Genomic DNA, 21,599 nt, shown 5'->3' on the forward strand with positions numbered 1-21,599 from the left:
TTTCCAGTAGAGTAAGGGAGGATTAAGTTTTATACAAGGAGTTGCTTTATGGGGAACAATATTACAAACAAGCGAATTGATGAGTTAGATTACATTCGTGGCTTTGCATTACTGGGGATTATTTTAGTAAATATTCTTGCACTACTTCATATTAAAATCCCAGATCCTAATACAGTGGATGCGAGCTATCAAAGGTTTCTATACTTATTTGTAGAAGGTCGTTTCTTCTCAATCTTCTCATTCTTATTTGGAGTAGGATTTTATATCTTTATTTCAAGAGCGATTGCGAAAGGGAACAATGGCTATGTTTTATTTTTACGTCGCTCAGTAGCATTATTTATTTTTGGTTTAATTCATCAAATGTTTCAGTCTGGAGAAGCACTAGCGTTATACGCAATTTGCGGGTTAATCGTTTTACCGTTTTATAAAGCGAAAAAAGAAGTGAACCTAGTACTAGGACTTATTTTGACAATTGCCTTCAGTGTAATGGGAGTTAAAGAACTATTACCACTTGGCTTAATTTTATTAGGGCTTGCTGCAGGACAATATCGTGTATTTGAAAACCTTGCGCAAAATATAAAGAAAGTCGCTATTTTTACAGGTATTATGTTTGTTTTAAGTGTCATAGCTGTATGGTATCAATATGGGTACGTTCCTGCTAATCCATTTGTGAACATGATACTTATGAATGAGGATGGGACAATGGATGCCGCAAGTCAGTTTTTAAAAATTGGCGTTACAGTTGGACCAATTATTTCAGCTTTCTATGTTGGAGCATTAATTTTACTACTTCAATTAAAACCAGTTCAAACATTGTTAGCACCACTGAAATATTATGGCCGCATGGCTTTAACGAATTATATTGGACAAACTGCAATGATTTTAATCGCAGGAAGTGTATTTAACTTTGCAGAAAACTTAACGTACATGCAGACTTTATATGTGTGTATTGCAATTTATGCAATTCAAATTGTATGTAGCGTAATTTGGATGAAAATCTTTAAAATGGGTCCATTAGAATGGATTTGGCGAGTTGTTACGTATTGGACGGTAACACCTTTAAAGAAATAGAGAGAGAAATGGGCTATTCCTTTTGTGGAACAGCCCATTTTTATTTTCATCTTTTTCGGAAAGTTGATATTCGTTCGCGAATCGCCGATATATATTGGAAATCGCTAATAAAATTTCATTTATCAACGAACCTTACACACTTATCTTTTTTATATTACAAAAGTGTAAGGTAAATGTAATGTTAACAAATAGCAGTTCTCCTTTAAAAAGCGCAAAATAGGTAATGGAAAAACAAGCGTAGGAGGATATATATGACGAAACCAGTTGTAGACGTGAAAAATGTTCAAAAAGTGTACGGTAAAAAAGGTGAGAACCAATCACATGCATTAAAAGGTGTTTCATTCTCAATTCAAGAGGGTGAGTTTGTAGGGATTATGGGACCATCTGGTTCTGGTAAAACGACATTATTAAATGTAATTTCAACGCTTGATAAAGCAACGGGCGGCGTTGTTGAAATTGCGGGTACGGATATTACGAAAATGAAGCAAGGCGAGCTTTCTGATTTCCGTTCACAAAAATTAGGATTCATCTTCCAAGACTTTAACTTATTAGAGAACTTATCTATTTATGAAAACATCGCACTTCCATTATCTCTTCAAGGTGTCGCGTCACGTAATATTGGACCGAAAGTAGAAAAAGTAGCAGATATGTTAGGGATTACAGAAATTCTTCAAAAGTATCCATCTGAAGTATCTGGTGGACAGAAACAACGTTCAGCAGCAGCGCGTGCTTTAGTACATGAGCCTGCAATTATTTTAGGGGACGAGCCAACAGGAGCGCTTGATTCTAAAAATGCAACGAGTTTACTTGATGCGATGACAAACTTAAATAAAGATCAAGGCGTATCTATTATGATGGTTACACATGATCCGTACAGTGCAAGTTACTGTCAGCGTATTTTATTCATTCAAGATGGTGAACTATATAAAGAAATTCACCGCGGCGGTACACGTGAAGAGTTTTATAAAGAAATTTTAGATGTGCTTGCGGACTTAGGCACACAAAAAGCGTAAGAAAGGGGGTTCTAGAGCATGTTATTCAAACTTTCCATGTCAGGGCTAAAGAGTAAGCTAAAAGATTACATCGTCTTACTTGTCGGTCTTGTCATGTCGATTTCAATTTTTTATATGTTTCAAACGTTAGCACTAAATGAATCATTTCTTGAATCTAATTCAGTGATTAAATCAATCGGATTTGTATTCCAAGCAGGTTCATTTTTATTAGCAATCATAACGTTCTTCTATATTTTATATGCGAACTCTTTCTTACTATCTCTTCGTCAAAAAGAGTTTGGTATGTATATGATGTTAGGAGCAAAAAAGCATAAAGTTACATTACTTATGTTTATTGAGACAATTGTATTAGGCGCCGCGTCTCTTGCGATCGGTATTACAGTTGGTGTAGGACTTGCAGAAGGTATCGGTCAATTATTAATGAAACAATTAGAATTTGCTGGTGAAGGCTATAAAGCATTTTACCTGCCATCAATGACTGTTACTTGTATTTTCTTCTTTGCATTATTTGTACTATCAGCAATTATGAACAGTATTAAGTTATCACGTATTTCTGTATTGCAACTTGTACATGCAGATGCACAAACAGAACGTGTTGCAGTAAAAGGAAAAATGACAGGTTTAGTTGCATTCCTAGCGGTTATTTTATTAGGAATTGGCTATGCATCAATGATTTATATGGAAAAATTAAGAGAGATGGGAATCCTTATTGCATTAATTACAACAACAGCTGGTACTTACATGCTATTTGGATCACTTCTTCCAGTTATTATTAAAAAGTTAAAAAGTAATAAAAAGCGTAGTGAAAAAGGACTTAATGCTTTTACATTTGCACAATTAAATTTCCGTATTAATAGCTTAACGAAAGTACTTGCAACAGTAGCGATGTTAGTTGCTCTTGGAGCTGGTGCAATTTCAGGTGGTATGGCGTTTAAAAATAACGTTATAAAAATGGTTGATGGTTTAGTAATCTATGATTCAGTAGTTCATAATCCGACAGCTGAAGAAAAGAAAATTTTAGACGGTATTACATTTAAAGAGAAAAGCGAATATCGTTACAAAGTAGATGATAAATACGTTTACTATGTAAAAGAAGATTTAGAGAAAAATCGTCCTTTAGTAAAAGATATGGAAAATATGAAGTCGATGAAGGATTTAGTAAATACGAAGAAGGCTTCACAGGAATTACCAGTAGGCGCAGTTTCTAGAGAAATGAATGAAAAAGATGCGAACGCTAAAGAACTTCCAGAAGAATGGGTCGATGCTTTTAGCACAATTCATCCATATTATATATACGAAGATCATGCAATTAAAATTGTAGATCAAAAAATGTACGATGGGATAAGTGGTAAAGAAGGTATAGCATTTATCGGAAAAGCAGATGATTTCTTAACATATACAAAAGAATGGAAAAAACTTGACGAGTTGCAATTAGATAAATATAAAAATGTAACAGCTGAAAGAATGAACAGTAAATATCAATCTTACGACATGTTCTATGGTGTTGCTAGCGGAACAGTATTTATGGGCTTCTTCCTTGGAATTGCTTTCTTAGCAATGATGGCAAGTTGTTTAATGTTCAAAATTCTTTCTGGTGCCTCAAAAGATATTACGCGTTATCAAATGCTTCGTAAAATCGGGGTACGCCGTGAATTATTAACAAAATCAATTTATAAAGAGTTATTCTTAGTATTCTTATTCCCAGCAATTGTAGGTATTGCTCACGTATTAGTTGGTATGAATATTTTCGGATTTATTTTACTTGATCCGTACTTCCGTATTTGGGTACCGATTGTTATCTTCGTAATTATTTATGCAATTTATTACTTCATTACCGTTCAATTGTATAAAGGAATTGTTCTTCCGAAAGAAGATTAATAAAAAACCGAGCGAAATTGCTCGGTTTTTATTATTTTCAGAAAAAACACTTTAATGTTACTGAAATATATAATATAATGTAAATAAGTAACGTAACATAAAAGTAGAAGCAGCTGGATAAGGAAAGGAGGAATCCAATCTATAGAAAGAAGCTGAACTTTTATCCCCTATTTCTTTTCAAACCACAACGTATTTGTACAATCGTAAATTTCCAAATTGAAAATTGCTTGAATCACAAAAGTATATTGTGAAAATAATGGATAATACATGGAAATCTCATAGCATGATAAGGTAAAATGGACAACATGATGAGAAAATTACCGTTCATAAGATGAGGAGAATACATGTATGGAAGTTGTAGAGGCATTAAAAGATATAAGCCAAATTGAGGCTATGAAAAAATATTTAAAAGAGCACTCCCAGCGAGATTATCTTTTATTTGTTATTGGAATTAACACAGGATTAAAAATTACAGAACTACTTAGTATGAAATTTGAAGATGTATTAAATGAAGACGGGACTGTTAAAGAGTTTTATACTCTTCCTGTGAAAGATGAAAAATTTAAACAAGATATTTATTTAAATACAAAAGTAAAAGAAGCGCTTTTAGATTACGTACAATCTATTGGCGTTAAAAGAGAAAATTACGTATTTCAATCTAATAAAACGCCAAATTCAATTACGCGCCAACAAGCGTATCGTGTAATTCATAATGCTGCAGAAGCAGTTGGAGTTGTTGGTAAGATCGGAACAAATTCAATGCGAAAAACGTTTGGATTTCATGCGTACAAAAGAGGGATAGCGATTGCGTTATTGCAAAAACATTTCCATCACGCGACTCCATCAGAGACGCTAAAGTATTTAGGCATCTCAAAGGATGAGACCTTTAAAACGGAGATTGATGTCGATTTATAAAAGCCGTAACTAAAAAAATTAGGAGGCGGAAAATATGAATATTAGAGAGAGTGAACTGCCGGGTATTGGATGTAAGTTTGAAGTGATTACAAAAGGTAATGAAAAGATGGTTATCGTTATTCATGATGATGGCCGAAGAGAAATGTACCATTTTGATGCTGATCATGAGGAGAGTATTTCAAGCGTCTCTCTTCGTGATTCTGAAGCGAGACAAATTGCAGCTATATTGGGCGGAATGGTATATAGGCCACAAGCTTTAGATACGATTGAAATGGCCTTTGAAGGATTATCAATTGAGTGGTTTAAGGTGGAAAATAATGCACCAGTCGTACAAAAAACAATTGGTAGTTTACATGTCCGAAACACATATAATGTAACGATCATTGCCATTTTGAAAAAGAATATGAAGAAGTTCTTTAATCCAGGTCCAGATTCTATCATTGAAGCTGGCGATATGCTTGTATTATCAGGCGAAAGACATGAAGTAAAAAGAATTATTAATGAGTTGCTTTCAGTAGGAGGGGATTCATAATCGATGGATACTTTAATCTTTGAAGTTGGGACTGCGTTAGTATTAGTCGCTTTTGCAGCTATTCTCGCTGCAAAGTTAAAGTTCTCGATTATTCCGTTTCTCATTATACTCGGTATGCTAGTGGGGCCACATGCGCCAGATTTAGGGCTTATCGATTTAAGATTTATTGAAAGCGGAGAAGTTATTTCCTTCCTCGGCCGTGTTGGCGTTATATTCCTCTTATTCTATTTAGGCTTAGAATTCTCAATTAAAAAATTAATTAAATCAGGAAAATCAATTGCTTTTGGGGGAACTGTTCATATATCGCTTAATTTTATATTAGGTTTACTTTACGGATATATAATGGGTTTCCCCTTATTAGAAACATTAATTATTGCTGGGATCATAACAATTTCATCGAGTGCAATTGTTGCGAAAGTAATTGTTGATTTAAGAAGATCTGGTAATAAAGAGACGGAGCTAATTTTAGGAATCATTATGTTTGATGATATCTTTTTAGCAGTATATTTATCAGTCGTTTCAGGATTAGTACTCGGAGGGGCAACATCATTTGTAGGTGCTCTTACATCTATTTTAATCGCAGTAGGGTATATGCTACTATTCTTTGTAGTTGCTAGAAAAGCTACACGATTCTTAAATAAAATGTTAGATATTTCGTCCAATGAAATTTTCATTATCGTAATATTCGCTATTTTATTCTTTGTAGCAGGATTTTCAGAAACGATTCATGTCGCGGAGGCAATTGGAGCATTATTATTGGGGCTCGTCTTTTCTGAAACAGAGCATAGTGATCGAATTGAACAGCTCGTTGTTCCATTTCGTGATTTCTTTGGAGCTATATTCTTTTTCAGCTTCGGTTTAAGTATAGACCCATTTTCGCTTGGGGGAGCAGTGTGGTTGGCATTAGGAGCAGTTTTCATTACTCTTATCGGTAATTTTACTGCTGGAATGGTAGCGGGGCGTAAAGCTGGGTTATCGCATAAGGCTTCTACGAATATCGGTTTAACACTTGTATCACGCGGAGAATTTTCCATTATCGTCGCGAATATTGGAATTGCGGGCGGCTTAATGGCAACGATTAAACCATTCTCAGCTTTGTATGTTTTAATATTAGCATCGTTAGGACCTTTGTTAACGAAAGAATCTGGGAGAATATATTCCTTATTAGATAAAATATTTAAATGGAGCGCTAAAGAAAGTGCGAAGCGAGAAAAAGAAGTTGGATAGTATAAATAAGGGTAGACTGCATGAAAATTTCATGCAGTCTACCCTTTTATATATTGTTACTGTTGTCGTTTTTTGTCGGTAAGTTGATATAATTGAAAAATCGCTGATATATTTTGAGTTGCGATCGATATATTTCCAAAATCGCTGATATATTTTCAAGCAGGGATAAATATAATTTCATTTACCGTCGAACCATTATCTGAATTTCATCAACTATTAATCAGTTGCCTTCCTATTTAAAAACGACTACAATTTTACTGTTATATATATGAACGAAAAAAATAGAATAGGAGGGGAAACTATGCCAAGGAAAGTATGGCTATTAGTAGCTGGGATGATTATTAATGTCACGGGTGCTTCTTTTTTATGGCCTTTTAATACAATTTATTTGCATGATCACCTAGGCAAATCTTTATCTGTGGCCGGAATGGTATTAATGATCAACTCGCTTACTGGTGTAATCGGAAACTTGCTCGGCGGTGTTTTATTTGATAAATGGGGCGGTTATAAATCAATTTTAGTAGGGATTGTCATTACACTTGTATCGATTTTAGGTCTTGTGTTCTTCCACGGTTGGCCGTTATATGTTGTGTGGCTAGCGTTAATCGGCTTCGGTTCTGGGATGGTCTTCCCATCGATGTACGCGATGGTTGGTACGGTTTGGCCAGAGGGCGGAAGACGAGCGTTTAATGCGATGTATGTTGGACAAAACGTTGGTATTGCGATTGGAACAGCGTGCGGTGGTTTAGTTGCTTCATATCGTTTTGATTATATTTTCTTAGCGAACTTTATTTTATACTTTGTTTTCTTCTTAATTGCTTTTATCGGATTCCGTGGTATGGAAGACAAGAAAGAGCCAGGAGTGCAAAAAGAAGTCGAAACGAAAAAAGGGTGGTCACTTACACCTGGATTTAAAGCACTTCTTATCGTGTGTGTAGCATATGCTTTATGCTGGGTTACATACGTACAGTGGCAAGGAGCGATTGCAACACATATGCAAGAATTGAATATTAGCCTTCGTCACTATAGTTTATTATGGACGATAAACGGAGCGATGATTGTTTGTGCGCAGCCACTTGTTAGTATGCTAATTCGTTGGATGAAGCGTTCCTTAAAACAGCAAATTATGATTGGAATCTTCATTTTTGCGGTGTCATTCATTGTGTTAAGTCAAGCGCAGCAATTTACGATGTTCCTCGTCGCGATGGTAACATTAACAATTGGTGAGTTATTTGTATGGCCTGCGGTTCCAACGATTGCAAATATACTTGCACCAAAAGATAAATTAGGGTTTTATCAAGGGGTCGTAAATAGTGCGGCGACTGTAGGGAAAATGTTCGGGCCGGTCGTTGGCGGAGCAATTGTGGATTTATACAATATGGAAGTATTGTTTATAGCAATCATGGTAATGCTTGTAGTAGCGCTTATAGCAACGAGTATTTATGATAAACGAGTAAAAGTAGAAGAAACAGTTGAAGAAAAAATTGCAGTTTAGTTTGACGGAACATGTTCACATGTTTTAGAATATATTTAAATAAAACAACCTTTAGAACAAGGGAGATAGCTCGGCTGTCTTAAGATGAATTCGTTAGTTATTAAGAGTAACGATTAACCGAGAAGTCCTCGCTTTAAGTAAGCTCTTAAGAGATACTAGGTGAAGGATAGTTCACTTAACTTATATGTGTAATAACAGTGAGAAGGAGTAGTAGTAATAGAAGCTGGTTTAGAGAGTTGACGGTCGGTGCAAGTCAATCCACGTTTCGTTATGAACTCGCCTTTGAGTTGCAGTTGTGAAACTAATAGTAGCAATTGCCGTTAATCCACGTTACGGATCTAAGCGAATGTATATTTTTACATTAATTTAGGGTGGTACCGCGGGAATCTATAACCTCTCGTCCCTTTCTAGGGATGAGAGGTTTTTTGTATTTTGGGCGGTGAAAATAAACAGAATTTCAAGGAGGGTATCTCATGAGCTTTAATCATCAAGAAATTGAGAAGAAGTGGCAAGGGTACTGGGAAGAGAATAAAACATTCCGTACGCCAGATGAGACAGAAAAACCAAAATTTTATGCACTAGATATGTTCCCATATCCATCAGGTGCAGGCTTACACGTAGGACATCCAGAAGGTTATACAGCGACAGATATTTTATCTCGTATGAAGCGTATGCAAGGGTATAACGTTCTTCATCCAATGGGATGGGATGCATTTGGTCTTCCAGCAGAGCAATATGCACTTGATACTGGAAACAGCCCAGCAGAATTTACAGAGCATAATATTAATACATTCCGTAATCAAATTAAATCATTAGGTTTTTCTTACGATTGGGACCGTGAAGTAAATACAACAGATCCAAACTACTATAAGTGGACACAATGGATCTTCCTGAAATTATTTGAAAAAGGTTTAGCTTACGTTGATGAAGTACCTGTAAACTGGTGCCCAGCACTTGGTACAGTACTTGCAAACGAAGAAATCATTGACGGTAAGAGTGAGCGTGGTGGACATCCAGTTGAGCGTCGTCCGATGAGACAGTGGATGTTAAAAATTACAGCTTACGGAGATCGTCTATTAGAAGATCTAGATGAGCTTGATTGGCCTGAAAGCTTAAAAGATATGCAACGTAACTGGATCGGTCGTTCTGAAGGTGCAGAAGTACACTTCAACATCGACGGTACAGACGAGAAGTTCACGGTGTTCACAACGCGCCCTGATACACTATTTGGTGCAACATATTGTGTACTTGCTCCGGAACATGCACTTGTTGCAGAAATTACAACAGCAGAACAAAAAGAAGCGGTAGAAGCTTACATTAACGCTGTAAAAATGAAGAGTGACCTAGAGCGTACAGAACTTGCGAAAGAGAAAACTGGTGTATTCACTGGTGCTTACGCAGTTAACCCAGTAAACGGTGAGAAATTACCAATCTGGATCGCTGACTATGTTCTTGCAACTTACGGAACAGGTGCTGTAATGGCAGTTCCAGCTCACGATGAGCGTGACTATGAATTCGCATCAGTATTTAATCTTCCAATGAAGGAAGTTGTAAAAGGCGGAGATATTACGAAAGAAGTGTACACAGGTGATGGTGCACACGTAAACTCAGCATTCCTTGATGGATTAAATAAAGAAGAAGCAATCGCAAAAATGATTGAATGGCTTGAAGCAACGAGCGCAGGAAATCAAAAAGTAACGTACCGTCTACGTGACTGGTTATTCAGCCGTCAACGTTACTGGGGTGAACCAATTCCAGTAATTCACTGGGAAGATGGTACAATGACAGCTGTGAAAGAAGAGGAATTACCATTAGTTCTTCCGAAAACAGAAAACATCCGTCCTTCAGGTACAGGTGAATCACCACTTGCTAACATTGACGAGTGGGTAAATGTTGTTGATCCTGAGACTGGTAAAAAAGGTCGTCGTGAAACGAACACAATGCCGCAATGGGCTGGTAGCTGCTGGTACTACCTACGTTACATCGATCCAAACAATAGCGAAGCACTTGTAGATCCTGAAAAAGTAAAACAATGGCTTCCAGTTGATATTTATATCGGTGGTGCAGAACATGCTGTACTTCACTTACTATATGCTCGTTTCTGGCATAAAGTATTATACGATATCGGTGTAGTTCCAACGAAAGAACCGTTCCAACAATTATTCAACCAAGGTATGATTCTAGGTGAAAATAACGAGAAAATGAGTAAATCAAAAGGTAACGTTGTAAATCCTGATGATATCGTAGCAAGTCACGGTGCAGATACACTTCGTCTATACGAAATGTTCATGGGACCATTAGATGCTTCAATCGCTTGGTCTGAAAATGGTCTTGACGGAGCTCGTCGTTTCCTAGATCGCGTATGGCGTCTATTCGTTCAAGATAACGGTCAATTAAGTGAGAAAATTACTGACGCACCAAATAAAGAGCTTGAAAAAGCTTACCACCAAACAGTGAAGAAAGTAACAGAAGACTATGCAGAGCTTCGCTTCAACACAGCGATTTCTCAAATGATGGTATTCATCAACGATGCATACAAAGCTGAAACACTTCCGAGAGAATATGTAGAAGGTTTCGTAAAAATGATTGCACCAGTTGCACCTCATATCGGGGAAGAGCTATGGAGCAAACTTGGATACAATGAAACAATCACATATGCAAGCTGGCCAACATTTGATGAGTCTAAACTTGTAGAAGATGAAGTTGAAATCGTTGTTCAAGTTATGGGTAAAGTTCGCGCAAAACTAACAATGAGTAAAGACGCATCAAAAGAAGAAATGGAACAACTTGCACTTGAAGCAATTCAAGACCAAATTGAAGGGAAAACAGTTCGTAAAGTAATTGTTGTTCCTGGAAAACTTGTTAACGTTGTTGCAAACTAATGTATTCTAAATAAAAGCTCAGAGTATGTATACTCTGAGCTTTTTTGTGTAGAAAATAATCTCTGAATCACCTTAGTCTAAGTTTTCAATTATTCCACTACATACAAATAAAAGAGCGGAATTCCAATACAGACAAACACCTATTTTTCTACAGGAAATATGATAAAAAAGGTAGGCTAAATTGAGTAGAAGAGGTGAAAGGAATGAAAGGGATGGACAATAATGCACCACATGGCTTTTTCGGAGGTGGTTCGGATAGTTATGAACAAATGATGTTAATGGGAGGAGGGCAACAAGGATACGGTGGGATTCCGAGTTGGATGGGCGGAACACCTGGAGGGTTTTCCACATCAGTAGCGGGTGTACAAACTGGAATTCCAACATTAACAGGAGGATTTCCATCATCGGTAGCCGGAGTGCAAACTGGAATCCCAACATTTGTCGGCGGAGCAGCAGGAGGAGTACCAGTAGGCGTACCAAGTGCATTTCCATCTTTCGTTGGAGGAGTACAGACAGGATTTCCTGTACCAGGAGTAGGTGTTGTAGCAGGAGGAGTAGGTGGATATCCGCAAGTAGTTCACGGTTACCATGGTCATCATCACCATCATCAAGGTCAACACGGCCATCATGGTCATCACCATCATCAAGGTCAACACGGCCATCATGGTCATCACCATCATCAAGGTCAACACGGCCATCATGGTCATCACCACCATCAAGGTCAACACGGCCACCAAGGTCATCACCACCATCAAGGTCAACACGGCCACCAAGGTCATCACCATCATCAAGGTCAACATGGTCATCAGGGGCAACAAGTACATCACCAAGGCCACCACCACATTCATCCGCAAGCTGTTCTTTATCAAACTCATCAAGGCCAACACGGTCACCATGGACAGCACCACCAAGGCCAACATCATGGACACCATCACCAAGGCCACCACGGTCATCATGGGCACCATGGCCAGCATCAAGGCCACCACGGTCAACAGCACCAACAGCACCAACAATATCAACAACAGCAACAATCTTCTCCTTGGACAGGTGGAATTGGAGCAGGGGCAGCGGCAGGAGCAGCTAGTATTAGTGGAGCAGCAGGACACGCGGGGCACGTGGGTCATTAATGAGCTACAGAAAAAAAGACATAATAAAAAACTGCTAGGAAATCCTAGCAGTTTTTTTTAGCTTCTTGGCGCTGACGTTCGATTTCAGCACGAAGTTGTGGCTCTGGTGCTTGCCAGCCTTCTGGTTTTAAAATTTTGCCGTCGCCTTCGCGGAAGCGAGGTTTTCCATCAGGGAATAGCTTTGCCATGTTTGCGTTATTTACAATTTCAAATCCTTTATCAGGACGTACGCCCATTTCTGCAAACGTGCCGAATGCAAAGTAAATAAGGTCAATCAGTGCATCGTATTGATCTTCAACAGTCGTTGCCTCTAGAAATTCTTCTAGTTCTTCCTGCATAAAACTTGCACGGATTTTTGCGCGCTCTTCTGTTAATTTTGTTGGAGTATTTGTTACAGGATGTCCGAATACTTCATGCATTTTCGCAACAAGTTCGTATCCTTTATCTAAACCTTTTTCGTTTGTCATGTTGTTTCATCCTTTCTTACGTTATGCCGAAGTTTATTGTAACATAAGGTGATTATGAAATGAAAAGAACATCTTATCGAAATAAGATGTTCGCTCGTTATTCTTCTTTTTTTATTAAAAGGGATGAAATAAGATCGATGCCAAAAATACCGACCAGTAACATTGGTATAACGACAAGCAAGTAACGTGTGAAGGAAACATTTTTTAAGTATGTATGAGCAAATAAAAAGACGCCGAGAAATAAAATACCATTTAAAATAGGCTTTACTAATTTTTTAGACATAAGCTCCCCCATAAATATCTTCTCTCTCTATTTGATAATAAAAAAACTCCTCTCTCCGTTGTATCATGCTGGAGAGAGGAGTTCAATCATTTCTCATTCAATGACACCAGAATTTGTAATATTTACGGTGTATTTTATATGAACCGGAACATCTTTATACATTTGTCTCCATTCTTCTAATTTGAATGGGCGATAATGTTGCTTATACTTTGCACCTAGCCCGAGAGGATCGACGCCTAAAGATTTAAGTTGCTTAATTAACTTAGCAGCTTGTTTATCTAATTGTTTTTGGACATCTTTTTCAATGTTTTTTGTGTTCTTGTTATTTTCTAAGTTAATTTGTTTTGATAGTTCTTGAATACGTGCATCAAGACGAACGTTAATGAAAAAAGAAGGCTTTCCGTTTTTAATTTTTATATCGTAAGTTGGAACAGAACGAATATTATTAATCATTACGTACGCAGAATCTGTTTTAAATTCATGTGAATCTAATTTATGTTTCTCTAATAGTCCTTTAAATATGAACATATCTTTTTCCGCAATTTTACCGATATATTTATCCTTTTTAAAAAGGCCAATTCCGGTAATTTTTATTTTATCACCATGCTTCTTTAGAATGGGAATATAGTAGTCTTTTCCTTCTTGATAATAGCGAAATGCTCCTATATGTAGATTATCCGCTGGTAAAGGTCCGGTCTCCATGTTATGTTCTAGCAATTTTTTTATATAAATTGCAACGTTGTATGAAGTCGAATATTTGCCTTTTAAAAGTTCAGTACCATTCCCATCTAATAAAGCAGCATATAAAGCGTTCCCTATATTCACATCTCGAAGTAATGTATCGAATGAAGTAGACATTCCTGTTTTGGCAAGTCTTATTGTATATAGAGCGACACGCATTTGTCCGCTAGCAAATGGTTGAGAAGACTCTAAAGATGTGTCTGCTTTTACTTGTTTTACCGCATTTGCACTGCCTTCAAAAACTTGAACTTTATTTCCTTTTTTCTGAATGGGACAAACGAATGTCACTTTTACTTTATTATCTTTTGCGACATCAAAAACGCTTCCTTGAATAAGTTGTACATCATCGATAATATTTTTTTGTAAACATCCAGTTAGACTGAAGAATGTTATACAAGAAATAAGTATTAATTTACTTGTGCTTTTGATTTTTTCCATTTTCTTTTCACCCACACAATAATAAATAGGATTGGGATGTATATATAAATGAGCCAAAAACTAACTTTTGATACATTACTAATAAAGTTATTAATATCGTGTCTGTTTGTTAAAAGTTGCGAAACAATGAGAGTGATAAAGATAAAAGCAATTAAAACACCCCTTTGTTTTACACGGAATATTTCATGAGTTCCTCTCATTGACGCCCATAAAGGGAGGATAAAACTTGAAATAATAACGAGTGCATAGCCTGAAATTGCAATATATTCGAGTCTTTCTATAAATGGTAATTGAATGACTTGGGTCATAGAAAGTTGTGCCCATATTGTTTTTAACAATTGCTTCTCACTAAAAAATGCAAAGGCTAAAAGGGTACTAAATAGATATAGAAGATTTGAAAATAGTGCTCCAAGCTGAGCGTATTTATGAGATTGCATAGGCTTTTTCACAAATGGATACACCATGAGGTAAATCTCAAAACCGGTCATACTGTAGATTGACAGTTGAGCGGATTTTAAAATGTCTGAAAAAGAATGTGTGAATATAGGTAGTAAATTATCCCAATGTGAATATTTCAAAACGAATAAACTTAGAAATAAATATCCTAATGTACCACCAACAGAGATGACGCAAATACCGGTAATGACACGAAATCCAGAAGAGATAATGTAATAGCTAACTAAGCATAAAAAGAGTGTTAACATAAAGGTGGAAGCGGTAGGAAACATCCATACTTGAATAATTTCAACATATGTTCGGATGACTGAAATACTAACGATTAAAAAATAAGCCATAAAGATGATGCTAATGCCATTTCCTAGCCATTTTCCAAATGTTTGCCGATGTAAATCAACTAAATTCCCATTTGTTTCTTTTAATAAGACATACATCATCCATATAATAATATGGATAAAAATTCCTGTGATTATAACTCCCATCCAGCCGTCGTATCCAGCGGCTTTTGCGATAATTCGAGCGAATCCGAGAACTCCAGCACCGAACTGTGCACCGTGAATTAAGAAGAAAACAAAGACAGGAGATATTTGATATTTTTCTTGAACTTTACTCATCGAATGCACCTCATTTCTTAATCATCAAAGTCTGATCTATGTTTTGTTGAAATTCCTTTCGCTGCTTTTTTTACATGTTGTGGCCTTGCTTGTACATCTCTTGTATCAATCATTGTTAAAGGAAAACGAATCCAAGAATCTTTAACAGATTGTTGTCTTGTTGGATAAAACAAAGCGTACGGCTTGCGTAAAGAAGTAAGCCTGAATAGATGAGTAAATAAGAAGATAAATCCAAGAGAAATCCCGAACAATCCGCCTATTTCTGCAAACATAAGAAAAGGAAAGCGTAGTAATCGAACAGCGTTACCCATTTTATAAATAGGTGTAATAAAGGAAGCAAGTGCTGATAAGGCAACGATAATTAATAAAATATTGCTCGTTAAACCAGCTTGTACAGATGCTTGCCCGATTACGATACCGCCTACAATACCGAGCGTTTGACCAACTTTCATTGGTAACCTTGCGCCGGCTTCTCTTAATAAATCAATTGCAAGTTCTAAAAAGAGCGCTTCAATTAAAGGTGGGAATGGTACTTGTGCCCTTGATAAAATCAAAGTTTCAAGTAAATCACTTGGAATAAGTTCATAATGATAATTTAAAACTGCAACGTATAACGGTGTAGCGCAAATTGAAAATAGAACGGCAATTAATCTTAAAATCCTTGAAAATGTAGCGTACATCCAGGAGACGTTATAGTCTTCTGGTGAAATGAAAAAATCGAAATAGGATACAGGTGTTAGTAAAACACTTGGAGAACCATCAACGAAAATAGCGATTTTTCCATCAATTAGTGCTTTTGTAACTCTATCAGTGCGTTCTGTATTGATATAGAGAGGGAAGATTGATTTTTCACCCATCAATTCTTGTATATAAGCACTATCATTAATTTGATCATACTCAAGAGCGCGTAATGATTCTTCTAGAAAATCTACATTATCTTTTTCAGCGAGGTTGTCTAAATACATCATGACAACTTTTGTTTTGGAAAACTCGCCGATAATCATTTCTTTTGTTTGTAAATCCAAAACAGGAAGACGTTTTCGAACTAAATTAATGTTTGTATCAATATCCTCTACAAAACCTTCTTGCGGACCAATAACAGTTGATTCGTTTAAAGGAGGGGTTGGTGCACGATAATTATCAATTGCAATGTTTGCAAGCATACATTTTTGATCTTGCTGATTCAATTGAATAATCGCATGCCCCTTTAAAACCATATCCTCAATTTTTTGTAAGTCGTTCGTAATTGTAATGCCGCTCATCGGAATATGTTCTTTTAGTTCTTCTAGAGAAGCACAAGGTTTCTCTAAAAGAGTAGGCATTAAATATTTCTGTAATTTCTCTCCATCAAGTGAAGGGCGATAGTAAGAAATCCAATAAGGCATCGTTTCATCGTCAGATGTATGGTAATTAATAAAATCACTAGACTTTTTAAGTTTCTCTATTAAATCTTGTAGAGAATGAATACGGTCTTTTTCTGGTTTTGTAAAGTCATAAATACTATTACCTCCAGAGCTTTGTTGCTTATTTTGAGAAGGTTCATCTTGCTTAGTATTTTGTTTTTTATCCTGAGAAGAATCACCTTGCTTAGCGCTTTGTTGCTTATCCTGAGAGGAATCCTCTTGCTTAGCGCTTTGTTGCTTATCCTGAGAGGAATCCTCTTGTTTAGAGTTTTGTTGCTTATCCTGAGAAGTTTCCTCTTGTTTAGAGTTTTGTTGCTTATCCTGAGAAGAATCCTCTTGTTTAGAGTTTTGCTGCTTATCCTGAGAGGAATCCTCTTGTTTAGCACTTTGTTGCTTATCCTGAGAAGAATCCTCTTGTTTATCGTTTTGTTGCTTACCTTGAGAGGAATCCTCTTGTTTAGCGCTTTGTTGTTTATCTTGAGACGAGTCCTCCTGTTTAGCACTTTGTTGCGTATCCTGAGAAGAATCTTTTTGCTCGTTATTTTTACCCTTATTATGTTTCATACTTCTAGTCTGTTCTTCGTTATCATCCTCTTGATTGTTAGAATGCTGCTCCCAGTTATCTGTTTCGTTTGCTTCTGGTGTATTTGATTTTTTTTTCTTACGTAACCAATTCCAAATCATATGTACGCCCTCTTTAATCTTGTAATATAGTGCTATTTTGTGGCTAATTTTGTATATTATTCATTTATTTATGAAAAGAAGAAGGAGATTAGTTTACATAGAAAAAAATCTTTAGTAAGCAGTTCATACTATAACAGGGAGAGGGAGAGTCTGTGCAAATTGTAAAAAAGGAGAAGTTCGTTTTAAAAGAGTTTATGTTTGAAAATGGCAGAGAAATTCCTGTTCAAATGGGATACGAGACATATGGTACGTTGAATAGAGAAAGGTCAAATGTGATTTTGGTTTGTCATTATTTTAGTGCAACAAGTCATGCGGCAGGAAAATATACAGTGCATGATGAGGAGTCTGGTTGGTGGGATGGGCTCATTGGACCTGGGAAAGCAATTGATACAAATAAGTATTTTGTTATATGTACGGATAACCTTTGTAATGTGCAGGCGAGGAATCCATATGTGATTACAACAGGACCGAAATCGATTAATCTAGAAACTGGAGAAGAATATGCTATGGATTTTCCGGTTTTTACATTTCTTGATGTAGCTCGTATGCAATATGAGTTAATAAAAGGTATGGGAATTTCAAGGTTACACGCTGTAATCGGACCGTCGGCGGGGGGAATGATTGCACAACAATGGGCGGTTCACTATCCACATATGGTAGAGCGGATGATTGGCGTTATTACGAACCCACAAAATCCAATTATTACGTCAGTAAACGTAGCGCAAAATGCGATTGAGGCAATTCAACTGGATCCAAGTTGGAAAGATGGAAAATATGGAGAAGAGCAGCCTATAAAGGGGCTTCATTTAGCGAGTAGAATGATGTTTATGAATGCGTTTGATGAGCATTTTTATGAAATGGCATTTCCTCGTAATAGTATCGAGATAGAACCTTATGAAAAGTTTTCTACATTAACATCATTTGAAAAAGAGATAAATACAGCGACATATAGAAGTATAGAGTTAGTAGATGCAAATTCATGGATGTATACTGCGAAGGCAGTTTTATTGCATGATATTGCACATGGGTTTTCTTCACTAGAAGAATCTCTTTCTAACATAGAAGCGAATGTACTTATGATTCCGTGTAAACAAGATTTGCTTCAGCCGTCTCGTTATAATTATAGAATGGTAGATATTTTGCAAAAACAAGGAAAATATGCGGAAGTGTATGAGATTGAAAGTATAAATGGGCATATGGCAGGAGCATTTGATATTCATTTATTTGAAAAAAAAGTTTATGAATTTTTAAATCGGAAAGTATCTAGTTTTGTGTAAAAGACAAATGATGGGGAAAAGGTGCAATGTTTGTAGTAGGCACCTTTTTTTACATAATTTGTAGACGGAAAATATATGTAGCGATTGCTATACCGAAAAACGCTATGCTAAGCAATAGAAATAAGAATGACATTTCTTGTGGGGAGTTTATTTTTCTATTATTTTTCATACTAAGAGCAATAATTGCAGCGAGTAAGAACACAATGCCCATAATGAAAAGAAAAAGCGTCATTTTAATCGACTCCTTTCATAAAACAAGTATATTGAGGATACAATGTGCTAGTTATGTTTGTAAAGAATAAATTTTTAGAGAAAATTGAGAAATAGTTTTTCGATTCTTTGCGTTCTTTCTTTTGCGTGCTAAAATTGGTAGAGAATGTTTGTGAAAAAGAAACTAAAGGTTTTATTGTATATAAGGAGGAACTACATATGACAGAAGTTAATACAATTACTACAGAAGAGGTACAAGAGCGTTTAGAAAATGGAGAAACGTTATTTCTAGTAGACGTAAGAGAAGATGAAGAAGTAGCGGCAGGAAAGATTCCAGAAGCTGTACATATTAAAATGGGCGATATCCCACATAAAGTAGATTTCTTTAATAAAGAGAATGAATATATCTTTATTTGTCGTTCGGGAATGCGCAGTGAAAATGTATGTCATTATTTAAATGAGCAAGGGTTTAAAACAGTGAACATGGTTGGCGGTATGCTTCAATATGAAGGTGAAACGAAATAGTTAATAGTTAAAAACTTGAAACGAGTCTGTTTCAAGTTTTTTTCTTTTGCATACAGTATAAAAAAGGAGGAGGGGGAAATGGGAATTAATTTGCGTAAAGTGAAAATTATTAATAATACAGGCGCTGTTAATGTCGGTGACTGTTATGATATCTCGCCTTTAGCTGTGGCAAAAGTATATGCAGGTGCTGGAGGATCGAGTGCGGCTATTTTTTTAAATGGAAAAAGGCAGCCAGAAGCGGTGATTAGAACATCGGTATTTCTTCCGCCTTTGGCAACAAGTACACGTACGTTAGGTTCATAAAGGAAAGGTAGAGTGTAATTATGCCTGCGCATATAAAAGAATTTGTTATTGTTAATAATACTGGAAATATATTTACCGGTGATAATTTGAGTGATACTTCATTTACTGCTTCGAAATCATATAGTGGTTCGATGGGATGCACTTGGATTGATGTTGTTACAGTAATAGGGACGGAGACAAAGCTTTGTTTACAACCAGGAGATTCTGTCACAACAACATATACAAGAGGCACTCCTGCTGGTACTGTAACAGGAACAAATATGGGGCAAAGTGTAAATGCATCGGGTATAGCACAAGCTGTCCCTAATACAGATAATATGGATTCAATTGCAGGACTCCCTTAAGGCATTAAGGGAGTTTTTATTATTTAAAATAAAAATAGTCTTGGAAATTATTTTTGTAAATAGATTAAGAAGAGGCTTATTTATTATGAAAAAGACGGTTTGTAGGTGGTGAAAGTGTGAAGAATCGTGATAATAATCGGAAGCAAAATTCGTTAAGCTCTAATTTTAGAATTCCACCCGAACTTATTGGGCCTACTTTCCCCCCTGTTCCAACTGGATTTACAGGTATAGGGATTACTGGTCCAACTGGTCCACAAGGCCCAACAGGACCTCAAGGACCAAGAGGATTACAAGGTTCGATGGGGGAGATGGGCCCGACAGGACCTCAAGGTGTGCAAGGGATACAAGGATCAGTTGGGCCAATAGGTGCAACTGGACCAGAAGGACAGCAGGGGCCACAAGGATTGAGAGGACCACAAGGAGAAACTGGAGCGACAGGACCTCAAGGGGTGCAAGGGTTACAAGGTCCGATTGGTCCAACGGGAGCGACTGGGGCACAAGGTATACAGGGGATACAGGGATTACAGGGGCCAATTGGAGCGACGGGACCTGAGGGACCTCAAGGAATTCAAGGCGTCCAAGGGTTACCGGGTGCAACTGGTCCACAAGGAATACAAGGAGCACAAGGGATACAAGGAACACAAGGACCGAGTGGAAATACAGGTGCAACCGGAGCGACTGGAGCAACTGGTCAAGGAATAACAGGCCCGACTGGAATAACAGGTCCAACTGGAATAACTGGACCATCTGGAGGACCTCCTGGTCCGACAGGGCCAACTGGTGCGACAGGTCCGGGTGGCGGACCGAGTGGAAGTACAGGTGCGACTGGAGCAACGGGGAGTACTGGGGCTACAGGAAGTACAGGGGTAACAGGAGCAACGGGAACTACAGGTCCGACTGGAAGTACGGGAGCACAGGGCTTGCAAGGAATACAAGGAATTCAAGGAATTCAAGGGCCAATTGGCCCAACAGGTTCAGAAGGACCGCAGGGGATTCAAGGTATTCCTGGTCCGACGGGAGTAACTGGTGAACAAGGAATTCAAGGAGTTCAAGGTATTCAAGGGATAACGGGAGCAACAGGAGATCAAGGTCCGCAAGGGATACAGGGGGCTATAGGTCCTCAAGGGGCCACAGGAGCAACAGGAGATCAAGGTCCACAAGGAATACAAGGAGTACCAGGGCCATCAGGAGCAACAGGACCACAAGGAGTTCAAGGGATACAAGGTCCAATGGGCGATATAGGACCAACAGGTCCAGAAGGCCCAGAGGGACTTCAGGGCCCGCAAGGAATACAAGGAGTACCGGGGCCAGCTGGAGCAACGGGTCCAGAGGGGCCACAGGGGATACAAGGAATTCAAGGACCGGTAGGAGCAACAGGCTCACAAGGTCCCCAAGGAATTCAGGGAATTCAAGGTGTGCAAGGGATAACGGGAGCAACAGGAGTACAAGGAGCAACTGGAATTCAAGGTATACAAGGAGAAATAGGAGCAACGGGTCCAGAGGGTCCCCAAGGAGTGCAAGGTGCTCAAGGGGCGATTGGTCCAACAGGTCCAATGGGCGCACAAGGAGTGCAAGGAATACAAGGGATTCAAGGCCCAACAGGTGCACAAGGAGTGCAAGGTGCTCAAGGAATACAAGGAATTCAAGGTCCGACGGGTGCAACAGGAGATACGGGAGCAACTGGGGCGACAGGGGAAGGAACTACAGGCCCAAC

At 37.6% G+C, this 21,599-nt stretch carries 19 protein-coding genes, 1 pseudogene and 1 other annotated feature; of the genes and pseudogenes, 14 read left to right on the forward strand and 6 right to left on the reverse strand.

Translation table 11 applies throughout. From position 1 onward, the window contains the following. Positions 1–48: 48 nt before the first annotated feature. The 9 genes from H6481_RS15555 to H6481_RS15595 all read left to right on the forward strand — a co-directional run bounded on the left by H6481_RS15555 (position 49) and on the right by H6481_RS15595 (position 12,140). On the forward strand, positions 49–1,071 hold the full coding sequence (locus H6481_RS15555) for a DUF418 domain-containing protein (RefSeq protein WP_182812237.1): 1,023 nt from the start codon (positions 49–51) through the stop codon (positions 1,069–1,071). A gap of 251 nt (positions 1,072–1,322) precedes the next feature. Next, complete coding sequence (locus tag H6481_RS15560) at positions 1,323–2,084, forward strand: ABC transporter ATP-binding protein (RefSeq protein WP_000165837.1); 762 nt, start codon at positions 1,323–1,325, stop codon at positions 2,082–2,084. 18 nt (positions 2,085–2,102) lie between these two features. Beyond that, on the forward strand, positions 2,103–3,962 hold the full coding sequence (locus H6481_RS15565; protein ID WP_053563518.1) for an ABC transporter permease: 1,860 nt from the start codon (positions 2,103–2,105) through the stop codon (positions 3,960–3,962). Positions 3,963–4,310: 348 nt separating this feature from the next. Beyond that, positions 4,311–4,877, forward strand: coding sequence for a tyrosine-type recombinase/integrase (locus tag H6481_RS15570; RefSeq protein WP_000454210.1), 567 nt, complete (start codon positions 4,311–4,313; stop codon positions 4,875–4,877). Between the two features lie 34 nt (positions 4,878–4,911). Further along, the gene (locus H6481_RS15575; protein ID WP_001026053.1) at positions 4,912–5,409 is read left to right on the forward strand and encodes a cation:proton antiporter regulatory subunit; all 498 of its coding nucleotides are present in this window, start codon (positions 4,912–4,914) and stop codon (positions 5,407–5,409) included. Between the two features lie 3 nt (positions 5,410–5,412). Next, positions 5,413–6,636 carry a cation:proton antiporter gene (locus H6481_RS15580; RefSeq protein WP_000380176.1) on the forward strand — a complete coding sequence of 408 codons (1,224 nt, stop codon included), beginning with the start codon at positions 5,413–5,415 and terminating at the stop codon, positions 6,634–6,636. A 301-nt stretch (positions 6,637–6,937) separates the two neighbouring features. Beyond that, positions 6,938–8,131: an MFS transporter gene (locus tag H6481_RS15585; protein WP_182812241.1), complete on the forward strand. Its 1,194-nt coding sequence runs from the start codon at positions 6,938–6,940 to the stop codon at positions 8,129–8,131. Positions 8,132–8,319: 188 nt separating this feature from the next. Continuing rightward, positions 8,320–8,539: a binding site (T-box leader), on the forward strand. A 65-nt stretch (positions 8,540–8,604) separates the two neighbouring features. Continuing rightward, entirely contained in the window at positions 8,605–11,013 is a 2,409-nt protein-coding gene (gene leuS / locus H6481_RS15590; RefSeq protein ID WP_098818420.1) for a leucine--tRNA ligase, read from the forward strand. Between the two features lie 203 nt (positions 11,014–11,216). Further along, complete coding sequence (locus tag H6481_RS15595; protein ID WP_182812243.1) at positions 11,217–12,140, forward strand: hypothetical protein; 924 nt, start codon at positions 11,217–11,219, stop codon at positions 12,138–12,140. A gap of 44 nt (positions 12,141–12,184) precedes the next feature. On the opposite strand, the gene H6481_RS15600 is transcribed toward H6481_RS15595, so the two are convergent. From H6481_RS15600 to H6481_RS15620, 5 genes are all read right to left on the reverse strand, one after another. Then, the gene (locus H6481_RS15600) at positions 12,185–12,607 is read right to left on the reverse strand and encodes an HAD family hydrolase (protein ID WP_134197991.1); all 423 of its coding nucleotides are present in this window, start codon (positions 12,605–12,607) and stop codon (positions 12,185–12,187) included. A gap of 97 nt (positions 12,608–12,704) precedes the next feature. Beyond that, positions 12,705–12,890, reverse strand: a complete 186-nt coding sequence (locus H6481_RS15605) for a hypothetical protein (RefSeq protein ID WP_000038781.1) — start codon at positions 12,888–12,890, stop codon at positions 12,705–12,707. Between the two features lie 93 nt (positions 12,891–12,983). After that, positions 12,984–14,069 carry a spore germination protein GerHC gene (gene gerHC, locus H6481_RS15610; protein WP_000411392.1) on the reverse strand — a complete coding sequence of 362 codons (1,086 nt, stop codon included), beginning with the start codon at positions 14,067–14,069 and terminating at the stop codon, positions 12,984–12,986. After that, positions 14,039–15,139: a spore germination protein gene (locus H6481_RS15615; protein ID WP_182812246.1), complete on the reverse strand. Its 1,101-nt coding sequence runs from the start codon at positions 15,137–15,139 to the stop codon at positions 14,039–14,041. The genes gerHC and H6481_RS15615 overlap by 31 nt, the downstream gene beginning before the upstream one ends. 17 nt (positions 15,140–15,156) lie before the next feature. Further along, positions 15,157–17,226: a spore germination protein gene (locus H6481_RS15620; RefSeq protein ID WP_182812249.1), complete on the reverse strand. Its 2,070-nt coding sequence runs from the start codon at positions 17,224–17,226 to the stop codon at positions 15,157–15,159. Positions 17,227–17,378: 152 nt separating this feature from the next. On the opposite strand from H6481_RS15620, the gene H6481_RS15625 reads away from it, so the two are divergent. Beyond that, positions 17,379–18,503: a homoserine O-acetyltransferase gene (locus H6481_RS15625; RefSeq protein ID WP_182812252.1), complete on the forward strand. Its 1,125-nt coding sequence runs from the start codon at positions 17,379–17,381 to the stop codon at positions 18,501–18,503. 49 nt (positions 18,504–18,552) lie between these two features. Here H6481_RS15625 and H6481_RS15630 read toward each other — a convergent pair whose 3' ends face one another. Further along, positions 18,553–18,735, reverse strand: coding sequence for a hypothetical protein (locus H6481_RS15630; protein ID WP_000171889.1), 183 nt, complete (start codon positions 18,733–18,735; stop codon positions 18,553–18,555). Between the two features lie 197 nt (positions 18,736–18,932). On the opposite strand from H6481_RS15630, the gene H6481_RS15635 reads away from it, so the two are divergent. From H6481_RS15635 to H6481_RS15650, 4 genes and pseudogenes are all read left to right on the forward strand, one after another. Beyond that, positions 18,933–19,238 (forward strand): rhodanese-like domain-containing protein, encoded by a 306-nt coding sequence (locus tag H6481_RS15635; protein WP_000141254.1) that lies wholly within the window; start codon positions 18,933–18,935, stop codon positions 19,236–19,238. 78 nt (positions 19,239–19,316) lie between these two features. Further along, a complete protein-coding gene (locus H6481_RS15640) occupies positions 19,317–19,541 on the forward strand; it encodes a spore germination protein (RefSeq protein WP_000512463.1) in 225 nt (74 codons plus the stop codon). 20 nt (positions 19,542–19,561) lie between these two features. Further along, positions 19,562–19,885: a hypothetical protein gene (locus H6481_RS15645; RefSeq protein WP_001110852.1), complete on the forward strand. Its 324-nt coding sequence runs from the start codon at positions 19,562–19,564 to the stop codon at positions 19,883–19,885. A gap of 116 nt (positions 19,886–20,001) precedes the next feature. Then, positions 20,002–21,599: pseudogene (locus H6481_RS15650) on the forward strand (BclA-related collagen-like exosporium protein); the annotation flags it as partial.

The sequence above is a fragment of the Bacillus sp. ME78 genome, assembly GCF_903970865.1.
Taxonomy (GTDB): domain Bacteria; phylum Bacillota; class Bacilli; order Bacillales; family Bacillaceae_G; genus Bacillus_A; species Bacillus_A cereus.

Coding starts and splice junctions, on each gene's coding strand:
- H6481_RS15555 (WP_182812237.1), top strand. CDS start 49: ATGGGGAACAATATTACAAACAAGCGAATTGATGAGTTAGATTACATT.
- H6481_RS15560 (WP_000165837.1), top strand. CDS start 1,323: ATGACGAAACCAGTTGTAGACGTGAAAAATGTTCAAAAAGTGTACGGT.
- H6481_RS15565 (WP_053563518.1), top strand. CDS start 2,103: ATGTTATTCAAACTTTCCATGTCAGGGCTAAAGAGTAAGCTAAAAGAT.
- H6481_RS15570 (WP_000454210.1), top strand. CDS start 4,311: ATGGAAGTTGTAGAGGCATTAAAAGATATAAGCCAAATTGAGGCTATG.
- H6481_RS15575 (WP_001026053.1), top strand. CDS start 4,912: ATGAATATTAGAGAGAGTGAACTGCCGGGTATTGGATGTAAGTTTGAA.
- H6481_RS15580 (WP_000380176.1), top strand. CDS start 5,413: ATGGATACTTTAATCTTTGAAGTTGGGACTGCGTTAGTATTAGTCGCT.
- H6481_RS15585 (WP_182812241.1), top strand. CDS start 6,938: ATGCCAAGGAAAGTATGGCTATTAGTAGCTGGGATGATTATTAATGTC.
- leuS (WP_098818420.1), top strand. CDS start 8,605: ATGAGCTTTAATCATCAAGAAATTGAGAAGAAGTGGCAAGGGTACTGG.
- H6481_RS15595 (WP_182812243.1), top strand. CDS start 11,217: ATGAAAGGGATGGACAATAATGCACCACATGGCTTTTTCGGAGGTGGT.
- H6481_RS15600 (WP_134197991.1), bottom strand. CDS start 12,607: ATGACAAACGAAAAAGGTTTAGATAAAGGATACGAACTTGTTGCGAAA.
- H6481_RS15605 (WP_000038781.1), bottom strand. CDS start 12,890: ATGTCTAAAAAATTAGTAAAGCCTATTTTAAATGGTATTTTATTTCTC.
- gerHC (WP_000411392.1), bottom strand. CDS start 14,069: ATGGAAAAAATCAAAAGCACAAGTAAATTAATACTTATTTCTTGTATA.
- H6481_RS15615 (WP_182812246.1), bottom strand. CDS start 15,139: ATGAGTAAAGTTCAAGAAAAATATCAAATATCTCCTGTCTTTGTTTTC.
- H6481_RS15620 (WP_182812249.1), bottom strand. CDS start 17,226: ATGATTTGGAATTGGTTACGTAAGAAAAAAAAATCAAATACACCAGAA.
- H6481_RS15630 (WP_000171889.1), bottom strand. CDS start 18,735: ATGACGCTTTTTCTTTTCATTATGGGCATTGTGTTCTTACTCGCTGCA.
- H6481_RS15635 (WP_000141254.1), top strand. CDS start 18,933: ATGACAGAAGTTAATACAATTACTACAGAAGAGGTACAAGAGCGTTTA.
- H6481_RS15640 (WP_000512463.1), top strand. CDS start 19,317: ATGGGAATTAATTTGCGTAAAGTGAAAATTATTAATAATACAGGCGCT.
- H6481_RS15645 (WP_001110852.1), top strand. CDS start 19,562: ATGCCTGCGCATATAAAAGAATTTGTTATTGTTAATAATACTGGAAAT.